Origin of the sequence: Ruminococcus sp. RTP21484sp1_RTP21277st1_D2_RTP21277_210401, from assembly GCF_040924225.1 — a bacterium.
GTDB classification, from domain to species: domain Bacteria; phylum Bacillota; class Clostridia; order Lachnospirales; family Lachnospiraceae; genus Blautia_A; species Blautia_A faecis.
Map to the genome: position 1 here is coordinate 61,044 of NZ_JBCOMJ010000018.1, position 15,269 is coordinate 76,312.

18 protein-coding genes are annotated in these 15,269 nt (G+C 42.3%); 17 read left to right on the top strand and 1 reads right to left on the bottom strand.

Going from position 1 to position 15,269, the window contains the following annotated elements:
* The first annotated feature begins 31 nt into the window (after positions 1–31).
* Complete coding sequence (srtB, locus tag AB5706_RS13070; RefSeq protein WP_177968283.1) at positions 32–760, top strand: class B sortase; 729 nt, start codon at positions 32–34, stop codon at positions 758–760.
* 170 nt (positions 761–930) lie between these two features.
* On the opposite strand, the gene AB5706_RS13075 is transcribed toward srtB, so the two are convergent.
* The gene (locus AB5706_RS13075; RefSeq protein ID WP_177968282.1) at positions 931–1,239 is read right to left on the bottom strand and encodes a type II toxin-antitoxin system RelB/DinJ family antitoxin; all 309 of its coding nucleotides are present in this window, start codon (positions 1,237–1,239) and stop codon (positions 931–933) included.
* A 318-nt stretch (positions 1,240–1,557) separates the two neighbouring features.
* Here AB5706_RS13075 and AB5706_RS13080 point away from each other — a divergent pair, with 318 nt between their 5' ends.
* From AB5706_RS13080 to AB5706_RS13155, 16 genes are all read left to right on the top strand, one after another.
* A complete protein-coding gene (locus AB5706_RS13080; protein WP_177968281.1) occupies positions 1,558–2,115 on the top strand; it encodes a Uma2 family endonuclease in 558 nt (185 codons plus the stop codon).
* A 44-nt stretch (positions 2,116–2,159) separates the two neighbouring features.
* Positions 2,160–2,444, top strand: coding sequence for a hypothetical protein (locus AB5706_RS13085; protein ID WP_347161062.1), 285 nt, complete (start codon positions 2,160–2,162; stop codon positions 2,442–2,444).
* A 92-nt stretch (positions 2,445–2,536) separates the two neighbouring features.
* Positions 2,537–3,034, top strand: a complete 498-nt coding sequence (locus AB5706_RS13090; protein ID WP_347161061.1) for a pyridoxamine 5'-phosphate oxidase family protein — start codon at positions 2,537–2,539, stop codon at positions 3,032–3,034.
* Positions 3,035–3,066: 32 nt separating this feature from the next.
* Positions 3,067–3,276: a DUF6219 family protein gene (locus tag AB5706_RS13095; protein WP_173717530.1), complete on the top strand. Its 210-nt coding sequence runs from the start codon at positions 3,067–3,069 to the stop codon at positions 3,274–3,276.
* A gap of 3 nt (positions 3,277–3,279) precedes the next feature.
* Positions 3,280–3,735, top strand: coding sequence for a peroxiredoxin (locus tag AB5706_RS13100; protein WP_347161060.1), 456 nt, complete (start codon positions 3,280–3,282; stop codon positions 3,733–3,735).
* Positions 3,735–3,950: a peroxide stress protein YaaA gene (gene yaaA / locus AB5706_RS13105; protein WP_347161059.1), complete on the top strand. Its 216-nt coding sequence runs from the start codon at positions 3,735–3,737 to the stop codon at positions 3,948–3,950. Before AB5706_RS13100 ends, yaaA begins: the two co-directional genes overlap by 1 nt.
* Positions 3,951–4,028: 78 nt before the next feature.
* Positions 4,029–4,481 carry an IS200/IS605 family transposase gene (gene tnpA / locus AB5706_RS13110; protein ID WP_472253647.1) on the top strand — a complete coding sequence of 151 codons (453 nt, stop codon included), beginning with the start codon at positions 4,029–4,031 and terminating at the stop codon, positions 4,479–4,481.
* 182 nt (positions 4,482–4,663) lie between these two features.
* Positions 4,664–5,992 (top strand): transposase, encoded by a 1,329-nt coding sequence (locus AB5706_RS13115; protein ID WP_347161057.1) that lies wholly within the window; start codon positions 4,664–4,666, stop codon positions 5,990–5,992.
* A gap of 667 nt (positions 5,993–6,659) precedes the next feature.
* On the top strand, positions 6,660–7,250 hold the full coding sequence (locus tag AB5706_RS13120) for a single-stranded DNA-binding protein (RefSeq protein WP_347161056.1): 591 nt from the start codon (positions 6,660–6,662) through the stop codon (positions 7,248–7,250).
* A gap of 17 nt (positions 7,251–7,267) precedes the next feature.
* Entirely contained in the window at positions 7,268–7,660 is a 393-nt protein-coding gene (locus AB5706_RS13125) for a hypothetical protein (protein ID WP_347161055.1), read from the top strand.
* Positions 7,657–9,879, top strand: coding sequence for an SF1B family DNA helicase RecD2 (gene recD2, locus AB5706_RS13130; RefSeq protein ID WP_368366125.1), 2,223 nt, complete (start codon positions 7,657–7,659; stop codon positions 9,877–9,879). The genes AB5706_RS13125 and recD2 overlap by 4 nt, the downstream gene beginning before the upstream one ends.
* A gap of 65 nt (positions 9,880–9,944) precedes the next feature.
* Positions 9,945–11,726 carry a P-loop NTPase family protein gene (locus AB5706_RS13135; protein ID WP_347161053.1) on the top strand — a complete coding sequence of 594 codons (1,782 nt, stop codon included), beginning with the start codon at positions 9,945–9,947 and terminating at the stop codon, positions 11,724–11,726.
* A gap of 16 nt (positions 11,727–11,742) precedes the next feature.
* Positions 11,743–14,289, top strand: a complete 2,547-nt coding sequence (locus tag AB5706_RS13140; protein WP_368366126.1) for a cobaltochelatase CobT-related protein — start codon at positions 11,743–11,745, stop codon at positions 14,287–14,289.
* A gap of 15 nt (positions 14,290–14,304) precedes the next feature.
* A complete protein-coding gene (locus tag AB5706_RS13145; RefSeq protein ID WP_347161051.1) occupies positions 14,305–14,769 on the top strand; it encodes a hypothetical protein in 465 nt (154 codons plus the stop codon).
* Between the two features lie 66 nt (positions 14,770–14,835).
* Positions 14,836–15,036, top strand: coding sequence for a hypothetical protein (locus AB5706_RS13150; protein WP_347161050.1), 201 nt, complete (start codon positions 14,836–14,838; stop codon positions 15,034–15,036).
* Between the two features lie 46 nt (positions 15,037–15,082).
* Complete coding sequence (locus tag AB5706_RS13155; RefSeq protein WP_173718716.1) at positions 15,083–15,265, top strand: hypothetical protein; 183 nt, start codon at positions 15,083–15,085, stop codon at positions 15,263–15,265.
* The last annotated feature ends 4 nt before the right edge of the window (positions 15,266–15,269 follow it).

Here is a 15,269-nt window from a genome sequence, read left to right on the forward strand (position 1 = left end):
TTCGTGTAAAAAATTGGAAATGGAGGGAATTATGAAGCAGGTAAAAGAAATGGGAATCGTGGCTGTGTGCCTGATGCTGCTTGGTTTTGGAATCTGCATGGGAATCGGAACGTATCTTATGTACCGGAATGGAGAAGAGGAATATGACACCCTTCGGGAATATGTTGCCGTGGAGGAGCTAAAAGAAAATGCTGATGGTGAAACACCGGAGAAAAACCAGAAAGAAACAGTTACTGTTGATTTTGAAGCTTTGAAAAAAATAAATTCGGAGATCATTGCCTGGATCCGGATTCCGGACACGAAGATTGATTATCCGGTTGTGCAAGGGACAGATAATGAATTCTATCTGAAGCATACCTTTAAAAAGACAGAACATGTAGCTGGGAGCATTTTTCTGGATAAAGATAATAGTCCGGATTTTTCCAACCGAAAGAGCATTCTATATGGCCACAATATGAAAGATGGCAGTATGTTCCAGGGGCTGCACAAGTACGAGAATGAGCAATATTTAGAAACACACAATAAAGTGTACCTATATCTGCCGGATGGACAGTCCTTGACCTATTCGGTATTAAGATGCGAATATGTAAATGCGGACAGCGATACCTTCTGGCTGGGAGAGCCAGTTGAAACCAGTCAGCTTTTATTATCCACCTGTGGTTCCGATTCTTCGAAACGACTGGTGCTTTTTTGTGAACTGCCAGAGGAACAGGAAGAATCAGAGGTAAATGGCGAGGATATAAGTATGGAAGTCTTTTAATCGCAGGGAGCTAAAATGCCATCCTTGATAGCAAAAATATCAAAGATGGCATTGTTTTTTATGTGTAGTGTTTACACTCGTATTTTCTGGGGATTGCAATTCAAATGCAATATATTCAAAAATTTCTCTTAAATCGCTGTCAGCCTGTTCAGATAATTCAACCTCATAGATCATATACCATAATCATTGCGGATATCTGCAAAGGCTTTTTTCTCATTTTTAGTCCGTCCCGCCTGCATATCCGAATATCCTTTCTCCAATTCTTCATTGAATTCTGTTTCAGATACTGTATGAATGTCAACAGGTCTTGAAGATGGTAATTTCACTTCAAATGGAAGTCCCCTCTGTAAAATAATCTGTTTATAAAACATATTAATAGCACTGGAAACTGGAATTCCAAGCGCAGACAAAATGCTTTCTGCTTTTTCTTTTACATCTGGTTCGATTCGTGCATATAAATTTGCTGATTTTGCAGCCATATAGATCCGCTCCTTTCAAGAAAAATATGTTATCTATAGTTATAGTACACAAATGTCCGTACAATAGCAATACTTTTTACAGGTCGAATTGGATATAAATGGCGAATAGTTACTGTTGTTTAATGAAGGAAGACTATGAAAAATTTTTCAAAATAGTATTCTTTTGTTTCCTTATTTTGCAGGTTTTATCAGGCATTTGAAAACGCATTGTATTACAGGGAAAAATCCGCTATAATAGAAACAAAGGTTGCTGATAGGAATCATTGCAAAACATAAAGCCAGACAAAGATACGAATTATAGATTTGGAGGGAACGTATATGCCATTATTTAAAGAAGAATACAAAAAGGAAGAGAAAATAAATGGTGTCATTTATGATATGTTGCCATCACCAAATTATCAGCATGGTATCGTAAACGGAAATATATACCGGATTATATCTGGAAAACTGCAGGGAAGTATTTGTCTGGCATTCATTGAGAACTTGGATTACAAATACCATCCTGAAATAAATGATGATTATGTAATCCCGGATGTTATGATTGTCTGTGACCGGAAACACTTAAAAGGCGGTGCCTATTCTGGCGTGCCTAAATTTATAGTAGAAACACTTAGCCCGGCTACTGCATTGCGTGATAAAACAGACAAGAAAGAAATATACCAGAAAGCTGGGGTAGAAGAATATTGGATCGTGTCACCTAGAGAAAGGGCGGTTGAAATCTACTACTTGGAAGATGGAAACTATAAGCTGAATTATAGTTATATTCTTCAGGATGATCCGGAGGAAGCGCATTATAATGCAGATACCGTAATCACATTAAAAGAATTCCCGAATATCAGTATGACGCTGGCAGAAATTTTTGCGGATATTGATTGAGGCTTTACCATCTGGTATAGGACGATACAGAACTAGGAAGGATCATGCACGATCTACATTGTAAAAAGGCAGATGAAATGCACAGTCAGGTTCTTGCAAAAAGGGTACATGAATTAAAAGAGACACAGAAAGGGGTTGAGCTTATGTGCCATGAAATGGAGAAAATTTACAGCGAGGGAATGGAAAGCGGCGAATTAAGGGCTAAAAAGGAAACTGCTCTTTCTATGGCAGAAGAGGGAATGAACGTTAAAACCATTGCTCGTCTGGTTAAGGTAAGCGAAAAAGACGTCCAGAAATGGATTGATGAAACTTTGTGTGTAACAAAATAACTGAAATCATTATAAATGGGGCTGTCGGGACAGTCCCATTGTCAATATTAACAAAGAATAATATTAAAAGTGTAATGTCTGGAGGCGGTTTTGTGACACACGATCAATTTAAGAAAGCAGCAGATTATTGGAAGAATAAAAAACAGAATGCTATGCCGGAAGAGAAGCTAAAAAAGACAGTATTGGAATATATTAGTTCCAACAATACTTGTGCACTTGCGACTGGAACCGGGGATTATGTAAGATGTACTCCAATTGAGTACAGCTACCATGATGGGAAGTTCTGGATGTTTTCAGAAGGTGGTGAAAAGTTTATTGGTCTTGAGAAAAATGAAAATGTATGCCTTGCGATTTACGACAAGTATGAAGGCACCGGTAATCTGAAGAGCATACAGATAATGGGAAAAGCAGAGCTTGTGGAACCTTTTTCCGATACATACAATACACATGCACAGATCAAAAAAATCCCAATAGAAGCGTTAAAGAAACTGCCTTCACCAATGAATCTTATCTGCGTAACGCCAGTTAAAATGGAAGTGCTTTTTTCGGAATTTAAGAAAAGTGGATACAGCAGCAGGCAGACAATATAATTTTAATACATTATATTTTATGGAGGTATTGTATGAAAGCACATAAATATTGGTCTATCGGAGCATTTATTACCATGATCGGAACTTTTTATACCGGTTACAAAGGGTTAAAATCAAGCCACAAATATTTCGCATTAAGCTCTCTGCTTTGTATGATAATGTCTATCTATACAGGACATAAAATGATTTCTGGCAGTAAAAAAACGAGAAAGAAAGCGGAAGCTACAGAAACGGAGGATTAAAAAATGTTGGAAACAGGAACAAAAGCCCCTGATTTTGAGCTGCTGGATCAGAACGGAAACATGCATAAATTAAGTGACTATGCTGGAAAAAAAGTGATTTTATATTTTTATCCGAAGGATAATACAGCTGGATGCACGAAACAGGCCTGTGGATTTTCAAAAAGGTATCCTTTGTTTACAGAAAAAGGAGCTGTTATCCTTGGTGTTAGTAAGGATTCTGTAGCTTCCCATAAGAGATTTGAAGAAAAATACGGACTGGCATTTCCCTTATTGGCAGATCCAGAGCGCAAAGTGATGGAGGCATATGATGTCTGGAAAGAAAAGAAGAATTATGGAAAAGTCTCTATGGGAGTGGTAAGGACGACATATCTGATTGATGAGCAGGGAATCATCATAAAAGCAAATGATAAAGTGAAAGCAGCGGATGATCCTGAAAATATGCTGAAGGAATTGGCGTGATGAAGATTATATTATCACCAGCAAAAAAGATGATTATAGATACGGACAGTATCGCACCAGTGGGAATGCCGGATTTTCTTGATAAGACAATTGAGATACTAAGTTGGATGAAGAGCCTGGAAAAAGATGAACTGAAGGCAATCTGGAAATGCAATGATAAAATTGCCATGCAGAATTTTGAAAACCTGTGCGTCGCATTCTCGTTACTTCAGTGATGAGTTAGACGCACTATTTTTTAAAAATAAACAGAACAAATGTTTGCAAACAATTCTTGCATATGGTATAATAAAAACATGGAGAAAAATATGTTTAATATCAATGATAATGAACTTTCATATGGTAGAGGATATGTGTATTCCCTGCAGTACCATCTGGTATGGTGTACAAAATACCGGAAAAAGGTTTTAAAGGATGGTATTGATGCAGAATGCAAAGAAATGCTCTATGACCTTGCTGAAGAATATAAATTTCAGATTCTGGCAATGGAAGTTATGCCGGATCATATCCATCTGCTTGTAGACTGCAGACCACAGTTTTATATCTCTGATATGATCAAGATCATGAAGGGGAACATTGCTCGGCAGATGTTTCTTGCGCATCCAGAACTGAAGAAGGAACTTTGGGGAGGGCATCTGTGGAATCCATCTTATTGTGCAGTAACAGTGAGTGACAGGAGCAGAGAACAGGTATGCTCTTACATCGAAGGGCAAAAAGAAAAACAGAAACCTGAAAGAAGCAGTTTTTAACCGAATCAAGCAAGTCCCCTGCTGGGGGTGCGCAAAGCAATAAGCAGTGGGTTGGGAATTGCTTGTATTAGGCGTGGTGCAAGCCACTCCTGATAAGCTGCGAAGCAGCATCCGGTTATGAGCAAGTAGCGGAGCGGACCTGTAATATCCGCTTGACAACGGTAAGCAGAAAGAGGAAAAAGATGAAGACAGTATCCAGTTATGGCGTAGAATTGCGAAAACAGAATATCCCGGTCCGCCAGACACTGGACATCTATCGTACTGCGGTCAGCTGTCTGACGGGGATTTATGCTCAGATATGGGATGAACTGGCAGTGATCACGGAACTTAAAAAAAGATTCAACACGGCAGAACATCTGGTACATACTACTAAAAAGAATCATGCAAGATTTGATTTTGACCGGCGCTTTCCCAAGATGCCTTCTTATCTCAGAAGGGCAGCTATCCAGCATGCCCTGGGAAGCGTATCCTCATATAAGACAAGGCTGGAACTGTGGGAAAAAACGGATCAGAAAGGCGGCAGGCCGAAGTTGGTGTGTGATAATCATGCCATGCCGGTATTCTACCGTGATGTGATGTACCGCGAAGATACAGAAGAAAGAGATGGAGCGTACCTGAAACTTTATGATGGCCATGACTGGAAATGGTTCAGGGGCAGTCTCAGCCATACAGATATGGAATATCTCAGAAAGAACTGGGCTGGAAAAAAAGCTGCAGCACCCGTATTGGAAAAAAGGCATCGTAAATACTTCCTGCGTTTTTCTTATACAGAAGAGGTGCTGCTTACAAAGGCACCTGCAAAAGAACAGGTCATCTGCAGTGTGGATTTAGGACTCAATACGGATGCAGTCTGTACCATTATGCGGTCAGATGGAACTGTCCTGGGAAGAAAGTTTATCGATTTTCCCAGTGAAAAAGACCAGATGTACCGTGTGCTGGGACGGATAAGCAGGTTCCAGCGGGAGCATGGCTCTGCACCGGTGAAAAACAGGTGGGCTTATGCGAAGCGTCTTAACACAGAACTCGGAAGAAAGATCGCAGGGGCAGTCACAGGGTATGCAGAAGAAAACCATGCAGATGTGATCGTTTTCGAGTATCTGGAAACAAAAGGAAAGATATCCGGGAGAAAGAAACAGAAGCTGCATCTGTGGAGAAAAAGGGATATCCAGAAAAGATGTGAACACCAGGCGCATCGCAGAGGGATGCGTATATCCAGGATCTGTGCTTGGAATACCAGCAGGCTTGCCTGTGATGGTTCAGGAACAGTTGTCCGTGATCCGGGCAATCACAGTCTCTGTACATTCCGGAATGGAAAAAGATATAACTGTGATCTTTCGGCATCCTATAATATTGGAGCAAGATATTTTATACGGGAACTCTTAAAACCCCTTCCGGCAACGGAAAGGTCTTTGCTGGAGGCAAAAGTCCCTTCAGTAAAGCGTAGGATCTCATGTGTGTATGCTGACTTAAGAGAATTATTTTTAGAAATGGAACTTTTAAGAGCAGCATAAACACAGGCAGATATACAGCGGACTACCTGTGGTGTGGGAACCTGCCATATCTGGCATGGAAAAAGCGCATGACTGCGCATATCCTAAGTTACAGGCGTATCCGCCGATATTTAGCCTTGTCGCTTAAAGCGACTGAGGAGCACGTGACTTTAGTCGTGTGAGATCCACCGGAAGGTAGACTGATAGGGAAAATTAAAAGAAGATAATAAGGTTATTTAGAATCATAAGAGGATGCCAGTCTCTTCTACTGGTTTTCCTGGATACCGTTACCCGGCATAGTAACAATATGCACTCTGCAACACAAAATACAGAAAATGAATTGTTGACGCATACTATATCTTGTGTTATTATGATTTTGAGATTTGTATTTGTGCCTGTAAAACAGGTAAAAAAATTTGGTTTCGGAGAAGTCCGGAAGAAAAAAATATGAGGAACATGGTTCCTGCCTTTTGTGAGAAATTAGGTCATTTAGAATGAAACGTTCTAAGTGGCCTTTTTTTATTGCAAAAAAACAAATACGAATCAACATCTTGAAAGGAGGAAAAATAAAAAATTCAAAAGAAAGGAGATCGGAAGAACTGGTAAAAGAAGGAAAATGATAACGGACATTTGGAATTCATTCTGAATGTTTTTTGTTATCAAATCAAAAACAACAAGGAGTGTGGACATGAATAAGTCTATATTTATCGGACGGATGGCAACGGATCCAAAGGTGATGTCTTCAGCGGGAAAAAAGACAGTCGCGTATTTTCGGATTGCAGTTGAGCGAAATTTCAAGCAGGAAGGAGCTCCGAATGCTGATTACTTTAGCTGTGTCACATTTGGGGAAAGAGCTGAGTTTGTAGCAAAGTATTTTTATAAGGGCAAAAAAATCGCTTTAGAGGGCGAGATGCATAATGATAACTATACAGGTAATAGTGGCGAAAAAGTATATGGTATGAGACTGCTTGTAACTGACATTGAGTTTGTAGACAGTAAGGACGAAAGTGAAAATGTGAGCCAGAACGGACGTACCAATCGGAATTCCTCACAGTCTTCACGAAATAGTGGATCAAATAACAATGGACGATCCAGCCAGAATCCAGGAAATTCCTATCAAAATTCGCCGTACTACAAAAACACGAACCAGGGGAAAACAAACTGTACAGGAAGTAAACCACAAAGAGCCCAGTCTTCACGCCAGAATTCACAAAACCGCTACAACGTAGATGAGAAATTTATGAATATGGGAAATGAAGAGATGGGAGATTTTTGCTGATAACAAAGGAGAAAAAAATGGAACGAGTAAAAAAATGGTGCCAGGCACACCAAAAAGCCTGCCTGATAACTGGAATTATAGGAATGCTTTTGTCACCCTTTTTATGGCCGCTGTTTTTAGCAGTGATTGTACAGAGTCTGACACTGGGCCTTCCAATTGCAGCAGGTATCTATTGCTACAAATATCTGAATGAAAAAAAGGAGAATCCGAATGAGAATGATGAACAAAAACGCAGCCATCCTGAAACCAAGAAACCAGCTCCCGGTAAAGTACGCGGTCATGCTGAAGCGCCCGGTGGCGTTCAAAAGAGTCCGGATGAAACGCGGTCAGAACCGGTAAAACAGAGGAGAAAGCAAGGAAGAAAACAGGGAAGAAAAAGAGGTGTTTCCGGAGGTGATGGACCAAAATGAAATGTAAAGCAGTCCGGTGTATCTATTACAATGCAGGAAATGGATACACCGTTGCCTCCTATGTAACGGAAGAAACCCTTCCCAAGGAAGTAAGCAGCCAGAAAAATGGCAGATATGGCATGTTTGTGGCAGTTGGAAATGAGCTTCCCACAGAGGATGGCCTTGAAGTAGAACTGAACGGAACCTGGAAAGACGGAAAATTTGGAATGCAGTATAAGGTTTCTTCTTTTCAGATTGCATTACCCACGAGCATAGAAGGAATCAAGGCATACCTGGCCTCTGACCTAATTAAGGGAATCGGGCCAGTACTTGCCGAGCGGATTGTAGACCGCTATCAGGAAGAAACCTTTGCGGTACTGGAAAATGATCCTGAGAGACTGCTGGAAATCAAAGGCATTACCCGAAAAAAGCTCTCAGAAATTCTGGAAGGATACCGTGAAAGCGAGACTTTGAGGCAGTTAATGGTGACCTTATCTCCCTTCGGGGTGACACCAAGGAAGGTGGCGCAGATCCAGGAACACTTTGGAAATGCAGCCCCACTTATTATTCAGAACACGCCATTTCGTTTGTGCGAGATTCCTGGGTTTGGTTTTCTAACGGTGGATCCGATTGCGGTAAAAGCAAAGAATTTTAAGCCAGATGAGCCTATGCGGATCAAAGCGGCGATCCTTCACATTATGTCGGAAGCAGAGGGCGAAGGCCATCTATACCTGACTTGTGAGGAAATTTTAAAGCGGACAGCCCTGCTTTTAAACCATAAAAAGGAAACCGGACTGGTGCCAGAAAGAGCCATCCGGGATGCCGGAAATGAAATGATCCGTAAGGATGGTACCCTGGTGTGTAGTGATGGCGGATTTTATTTAAAGAATAGTTTTCGTGCAGAGCTTGGAGCGGCCGCTTCCTTAGTCAAACTGATCCTGCGAGGTGGGACACAAAGTTATCAGGTGGACTCCATTATAAGCAGCATTCAGAAAAAAGAGAAGATTCTACTAAATGTCAGGCAAAAAGAAGGAATTTTAAGAGCATTTCAATATCCGGTTACCATCATTACCGGAGGACCTGGACGTGGAAAGACGACAGATATCAGCTTTATCATTGAGGTAGAGAAAATTCTTCATAAGAACGCGGAGATACTGTTATGTGCTCCAACTGGTCGTGCCAGACGAAGGATGAGTGACTGTACTGCTTACCCCGCCCTGACGATTCATAAAGCAATTGGGTTAAAAGGAGAAGCGGGTGAGGAAGAATGGGATGAAGAGAGTATGCTGGAGGCATCTCTTATCATTGTGGATGAGTGCAGTATGATCGACATGCCACTTATGGATAAGTTTTTGTCTCGGGTTCCTATTGGAACCCGCCTGGTATTCTTAGGCGATAAAGACCAGCTGGAATCAGTGGGACCGGGAAACGTATTTAAAGAGATGATCGAGTCCGGTGTGATCCCAGTTACGATACTAACAGAGAGCTTCCGTCAGGAAGGAAAATCCACGATTATTCAGAATGCGGATAAGATAAACGAAAGGAAAACCAATCTGGTTTTTGATGATACGTTCCAGTTTTATCCGGCAAAAGATGATGAAGAAGCAGCTGAAATTATCCAGAAGCTCTATCGGGAAGAACTTCAAAAAAACGAAAACCGGGTAGAAGGGGTTCAGGTACTCTCCCCACTTCGAAAGGATACGAAGGTAGGTGCAGATGCATTAAATCCTGTTCTTCGGGATATCGTGAATCCGAAGAGGTACGGTTATCCGGAAATTAAGAATGGATCGACTACATATCGGGAGAGAGATCTCGTTATGCAGCTGAAAAATGAGGAAGATGTGGCAAACGGTGACGTGGGAGAAGTCCTAAATATCTATAAAGCAGACGGGAAAAGCAGGATGCGTGTAGATTTTGGGGATGGAAAAATCATGGAATATACCGAAGGGGATATATGGCCGTTAAATCTGGCTTACTGTATCACCGTCCATAAGGCACAGGGCTCGGAATATCCAGTAGTGATTCTGCCGATGCTCACCTGTTTTTATCGGATGCTGCGGAAAAATCTTTTCTATACCGCAGTCACAAGAGCAAGGCGTGGGGTGAAAATAGTAGGAAGTAAAAAGGCAATGGTAATCGCAATCAATAACGATACGGTGAGCAAACGAAATACCATGTTTGGTTACCGGATCAAAAAGATTTACAAAGCCTACCTGGAACAGGAAAAGAAATCAGCATAACAAAGATCAGCAGGATATGAGACGCAAAATGCTCATACCCTGCTTTTCCATATGGAGGAATCAAAATGCCAGAAATCTGTTTTTATGAACCATGGACCTATCAATTGGCATTGCCAGAAAAAATTGAGGCATATTTAAAGTTTGCAAAGAAAAAAAGAATCAGCTATGAAGCGGAAGACTGCTCCAGATATAATACGCGGACAAATGGAAAATCTGCAAAGCTTCATCCGCCTACTTTGGCTGCTATTTTTAAGCTTTTTGGAATGAAAGAGAAAGAAGAAGGTGCTGCCGGAATTCAGCTGGCAGAAAAGTCTGTTCGTTATTTTTGCCTGGAATACCCGGTGGAGCAGGAACTTTGTGTCATGACATACAATTATCAAAACGGAAGATTCTGTGGAATTAGAAAGAAAAAGGATCCCGCAGGAGAAACAACAAAGATGCCTGGCGTTTTAAAGGGAAAATCTACCGGGGAGGAGTATCTTGCAATGCTTGTCTATGCAAGTATAGTTCCCGAAAGCCAGTATTACGACGATGAGTTTCATACCTGCTTTGATGAACTGAAACGTGCTATAAAAGCAGGACTGGCGGGGCAGGCGCTCAAAATGTCCTTTCGCTGCTGTGATAACCTGTATCTGCGGATGACTGCCACAACGGAGGATGCCATTTCTTTTGACCGGAACCAGTTTGCGGAAGGAAAACTGAAGGATAGTTTTCACCCATTTGACCTGAACTCCGGAATTTATGCGCCAAATGCCTGTATAATTGGTACTTTTAAGGTGCTGGGAGTAAAAGGGAGGAAGAAAGGTGCTGCTATTTCGGAGTTAAAGATGGAGTATGCAGGACATTTTAATTGCCGGCATAGTGAAAAAGAGAGGATCCCCACGCTTCCAGAGGATTACATTGTGAGCCAGGAGGTGGAAGAAATCCTGGAAATGGTCGTTCATACCCCGGCAAGGCTTTTTATGATGACGGGGGAAGCTGGAACTGGAAAAACCACAGATGCCAGGATGATCGCACAGATATTAGGTCTTCCCTATTATGTATTTACCTGTGGGCCTGGTACAGATGAGCTGGAGCTTCTTGCAAGTACGGTACCAAACATGGGAACGAAAAACAAAACGCTTCCAGTGCTTCCAGTCTTTTACGACCTTCAGATGGATCCAGCTTCCGCACTTTGTGTACTTAGCGGAACCTATGAAGAGGGCATTTCAGAAGAAGCTGCATTTGAAAAACTTTTGCGCCTTGCGTATGAAAAAGGATATGAAAGTGCAAGGGCAGAGAAGGATTTTTTGTTGCGGGAATCAGAGATCATAAAAGCGTGCCGCCTTCCTTCCGTTTTGGAAATTCAGGAGCCGTCCATGATTGAAAAACCAGGAACGCTTACAAGACTGAACTCCCTTTTTGATGACGGAGCAGTGACGGATCTGATTAATGGGGAAAAAATACGGCGAAATCCGAATACCATTATCATTATGACTACAAACCTGGATTATGTGGGCTGCGGAAACTTTAACCAGTCGGTATTATCCCGAATGAGCCTGATCCAGCCCAAGCAAAATCTCACAGAAGAGGAAATGAAGCGGCGGGTTATTGCACGTACCGGATATGCGGATGAGAAAGGCTTAAACTTTATGGTTTCGGCCGTTCGAAAAATCCATGCTTATCTGAAGGAAGAAGATCTTCAGGATGGTGTGTGCGGTTATCGGGAACTGGAAAACTGGGTGCGTACCTTTCAGGCAATTAAAGATGTCAGGCGCGCGGCACAGGTTGCGGTTATCAGTAAAGCCACAATGGATCCGGAGGAACAGGAACATCTGATGAAGACCTATGTGGAACCGTATTGTTAGAAACAGGAGAATCGAAATGAAGGATACTTATAGAGAGCGGATCAAGGAAGAACAAAAAAAGTTAAGCCCCAGTCAGGTCTTTTTTTCAGAAGGTTACCGGAAACTTTTTCGGGACCTTGCAAATGAAGTGGCAGGGGAAAAACTGGAGCAGCTGCTTTTGTACCAGAGTACAGAAGACGGGCTGGCAGGCTGGAATGATGGGAAACGAATTGGCATCAACATTGACAATCTCATTACAGGCAGTTTTTTAGAACTGGAACAAAAAAGTGACAGCCTGATCGGGATATTAGGACATGAATGCGGTCATGCCAGATTTACGGATTCTGCACTTCGGAAAGTCTATGTGCAGAACATGCTGGCAGGTGTCTGGTATCCGGATGCACCAGAGCCGGAAAACGAGGACGAAGAAAAAGCCCTGGATGAGATGGATACCTGTCTGACCGGGAAAAATCCAGTGGTGGTTCCCCTTCTGACAGAATGTGCGGCTTATATCAGCAACCTTTTAAATGATGTGTACATAGAGGAAAAGATGTGCAGCCTGTTTCCTGGAAGTATCAAAAAAGGAATTCTGATCAACCGGAGACGAAACGTGGAATGGATTCCACCGTTAAAAGAACTGCTAGAGGGGAATTCAGATCCGGTTTCCGTTTTTTTAAAGGTACTTGTACAGTATGCCCTTCGGGGATATGCCAATTCCTGGAATATGGAAAGCTGTGAGATGCTGGATACCTTAAATGAAGTGAAGCAGTTTGTGGATCTGTCGGTGACAGCGGACAGTGACCTTATCCGTTACCAGGCCACCAACCAGATCCTGCTTAAGATGTGGAAGTATTTTCGGAATCTTTTGGAAGAATTGAAGCAGGAATGTCAGGAACCAGAAGAAAACGAGGAAGAACGACCACAGGAAGAAGAACCGCCGGAAGCAGAAATGCCTCAGGAAGAACCATCAGAAAAAGAGCCGCCAGAAGAGGACGAGCCACAGGAGGAACCGTCGCAGAAAGAACCACCGCAGGAAGAATCGGCAGAAGAAAAATCAGCAGGGGAAGAAAATTCTACAGAGGAAGATAGAAAAGAGGCATCCCAGGGAAATGGAAAATCCATGGGAGAAGAGGAAGAAGAATCCCCCACAGAAGAAACGGAATCCAAAGGGGAAGAGGAACCTGTAAAAGAAAGGAATACTTCTGGAGATAACAACCGGGAAGCTTCTAAGCAGACCGGGGATGAGGAGTCTCCAAATTCTTCAGAGGAGGAAAATAAATCAGAAACGGTATCTGAGAAAGCTTCTTCAGAAGAGAAATCTAAGGAAGCTGTAGGCGGTAAAGAAGGTCCAATAGATTTTTCTTCGGATTCCTCCGATGAGGATCTTCCGACAGATGTATCCGGAAATGGAAAGGACGAGGCGAAAACCGGGAAACAAACAGAAGAGCTGACGGAAGAACAACTAAAAAAGCTGGAGGCAGCCATGGGGGAGTATCTAAAAGAACTGACCGAAGATCTTCCCAAATTTATTCAGGAATCGGAAGTGGATGAGACTGCCTTACCGGAACTTGAAAATGCCACAGCGATCCAGGTTTCGAAAGAGGATAAGGAAGAACGGGAAGGCGCAGATGAAAAATCTGACCTGATACTGCAAAAAATCCTTTTGGATTTAGTATCAGAAACCGTGGATCAGGATATGGGAGTAGAAGCCCAAAACCGTCTGCAGGAGGAACTGGATGGGATGGAATTTGAAGTAGCCCATAACATGGTAAGAAAAGAGGTCTTGTATAAGAATACCTTCACAGAAACAGAAAAAAGCTGGCTGTCTGCATATGAAGCTTCGGCAAGAAAGGTAGAAAAAAGGCTTCGGACCAGGCTTCTTCCAATCCTGGAAAACCAGAAGGAACGGACGGAACGTCGGATGTATCTTGGAAAAAAGCTGGATATGCGTGCCATTGCTGATCCAGGCGGTGCCGTATATAAGCGGATATTTCCCGGAAAGAAAACAGATGCGGTGGTCTGCGTGTTAGTGGACAATTCTGGCTCCATGATAGGCCATCGTATAGAAGCAGCCAAGGTAGCAGCCCTCACCTTATACGATTTTTGCAGACAAGCCGGAATCCCCATTCTGGTTTACGGACACCATACGGATGGTTACGAACATTGTGATCCAAGTGAGGAAACCGTTTATTTTCACAGTTATGCAGAATTCGAAGAAGACAGAAACGACCGTTTGCGGATCGTCACTATGGAAAACGATGGCAGTAACCGGGACGGGGCAGCCCTTCTATTTATGGCAAATAAGCTTTTAAAACGTCCGGAAAAACAAAAACTGTTATTCCTTATCAGCGACGGACTGCCAAATGCAACCCGTTATTTTGGAAGCTATGCCACAGCAGATTTAAAAAAGATCAAGGAAAAGCTCGGAAAGAAAGGAATTTTGTTTCAGGCTGCGGCGATTGGATGGGATAAAGAAGCCATTCGGAAGATTTATGGAAATGCCTATCTTGATATATCAAGCTTAGAGCAGCTTCCCATCCGACTGACAAAGCAGCTGGCAAAATTACTTCGAAGAGTAAACTAAAAAAGGAGGAGCATGATGCAGCATAAAAAAAGAAAAAAGATTTATTCCGAAGAGTTGTTACAGATCCATGAGGATTCAAAAAAGATACATCCGGGAAAGGAAATCTACGCAACCGGGTATGTGATCGAGCTGAAAAAAGACTGTTATTTTGCAGGCTTTCAGGATGGAAAAATTCTGTGCCGCTCATTTGAGTATGCCCGTTATTTTTCTAACACCCACAGTGCGGAACAGTTTGTAAAAGAATATCTTGGGTATGCAGGATTAAGATGCAATCTCTGCAAGGTGGCCTGGGGGCTTGCCGTTCACGGATTGGAGTCCGGATGGAAGGAAAACCTGAAGCCCTATAAAAATAAGGGGCAGATCCTTTATTTCTCGTCTTACCACGATGGCGTAAACTATCAAAAAGAAAACCATCTGGAACAGACGACCTATGTTCTGCCTCTTGTGGACAGGGAAAAAGAACTTTATATTGCAGCGTAACTTTTTGGGGGACAAGTCGTCCCCCTTATTTAATAGGAAGAAATAATTTTAAATGGAGGCGATAACATGACCGTAAGGGAAGCTGGAAAAGAAATCGTAAGAAGCGGAGGCGGAACTTATCAGATTGGATATACCGATCTGTATGGAAGGGAACAGGAAACGGAACTTAGTGCATTCGGGATGAAAGATCTGGAAGAATTGTGGAGTTCCTTGTGTCCGGAATTTGAATGCCGAAAAAACAGTATCTGCTATATAGAAAGAGCGTGAAAAGAATAAGGCAGGGCTTGGTGCCGACAGAAATGGAGTGAAAAATATGGGAATGTATCATAAAAACCACCTGGTAGGACCTGGATTTAAAAGAATGGCAAAACGCCAGACTTCAAAAGGCATGAGAAGGGCAGCGAAAAAAAGCTGTCAGGAACATTTTGAGGACAGTATTACATTGACCAGAAAAAGCCATAACCTGCATGGGATTGATGCATTTAAGTTTAGTTGAAAAA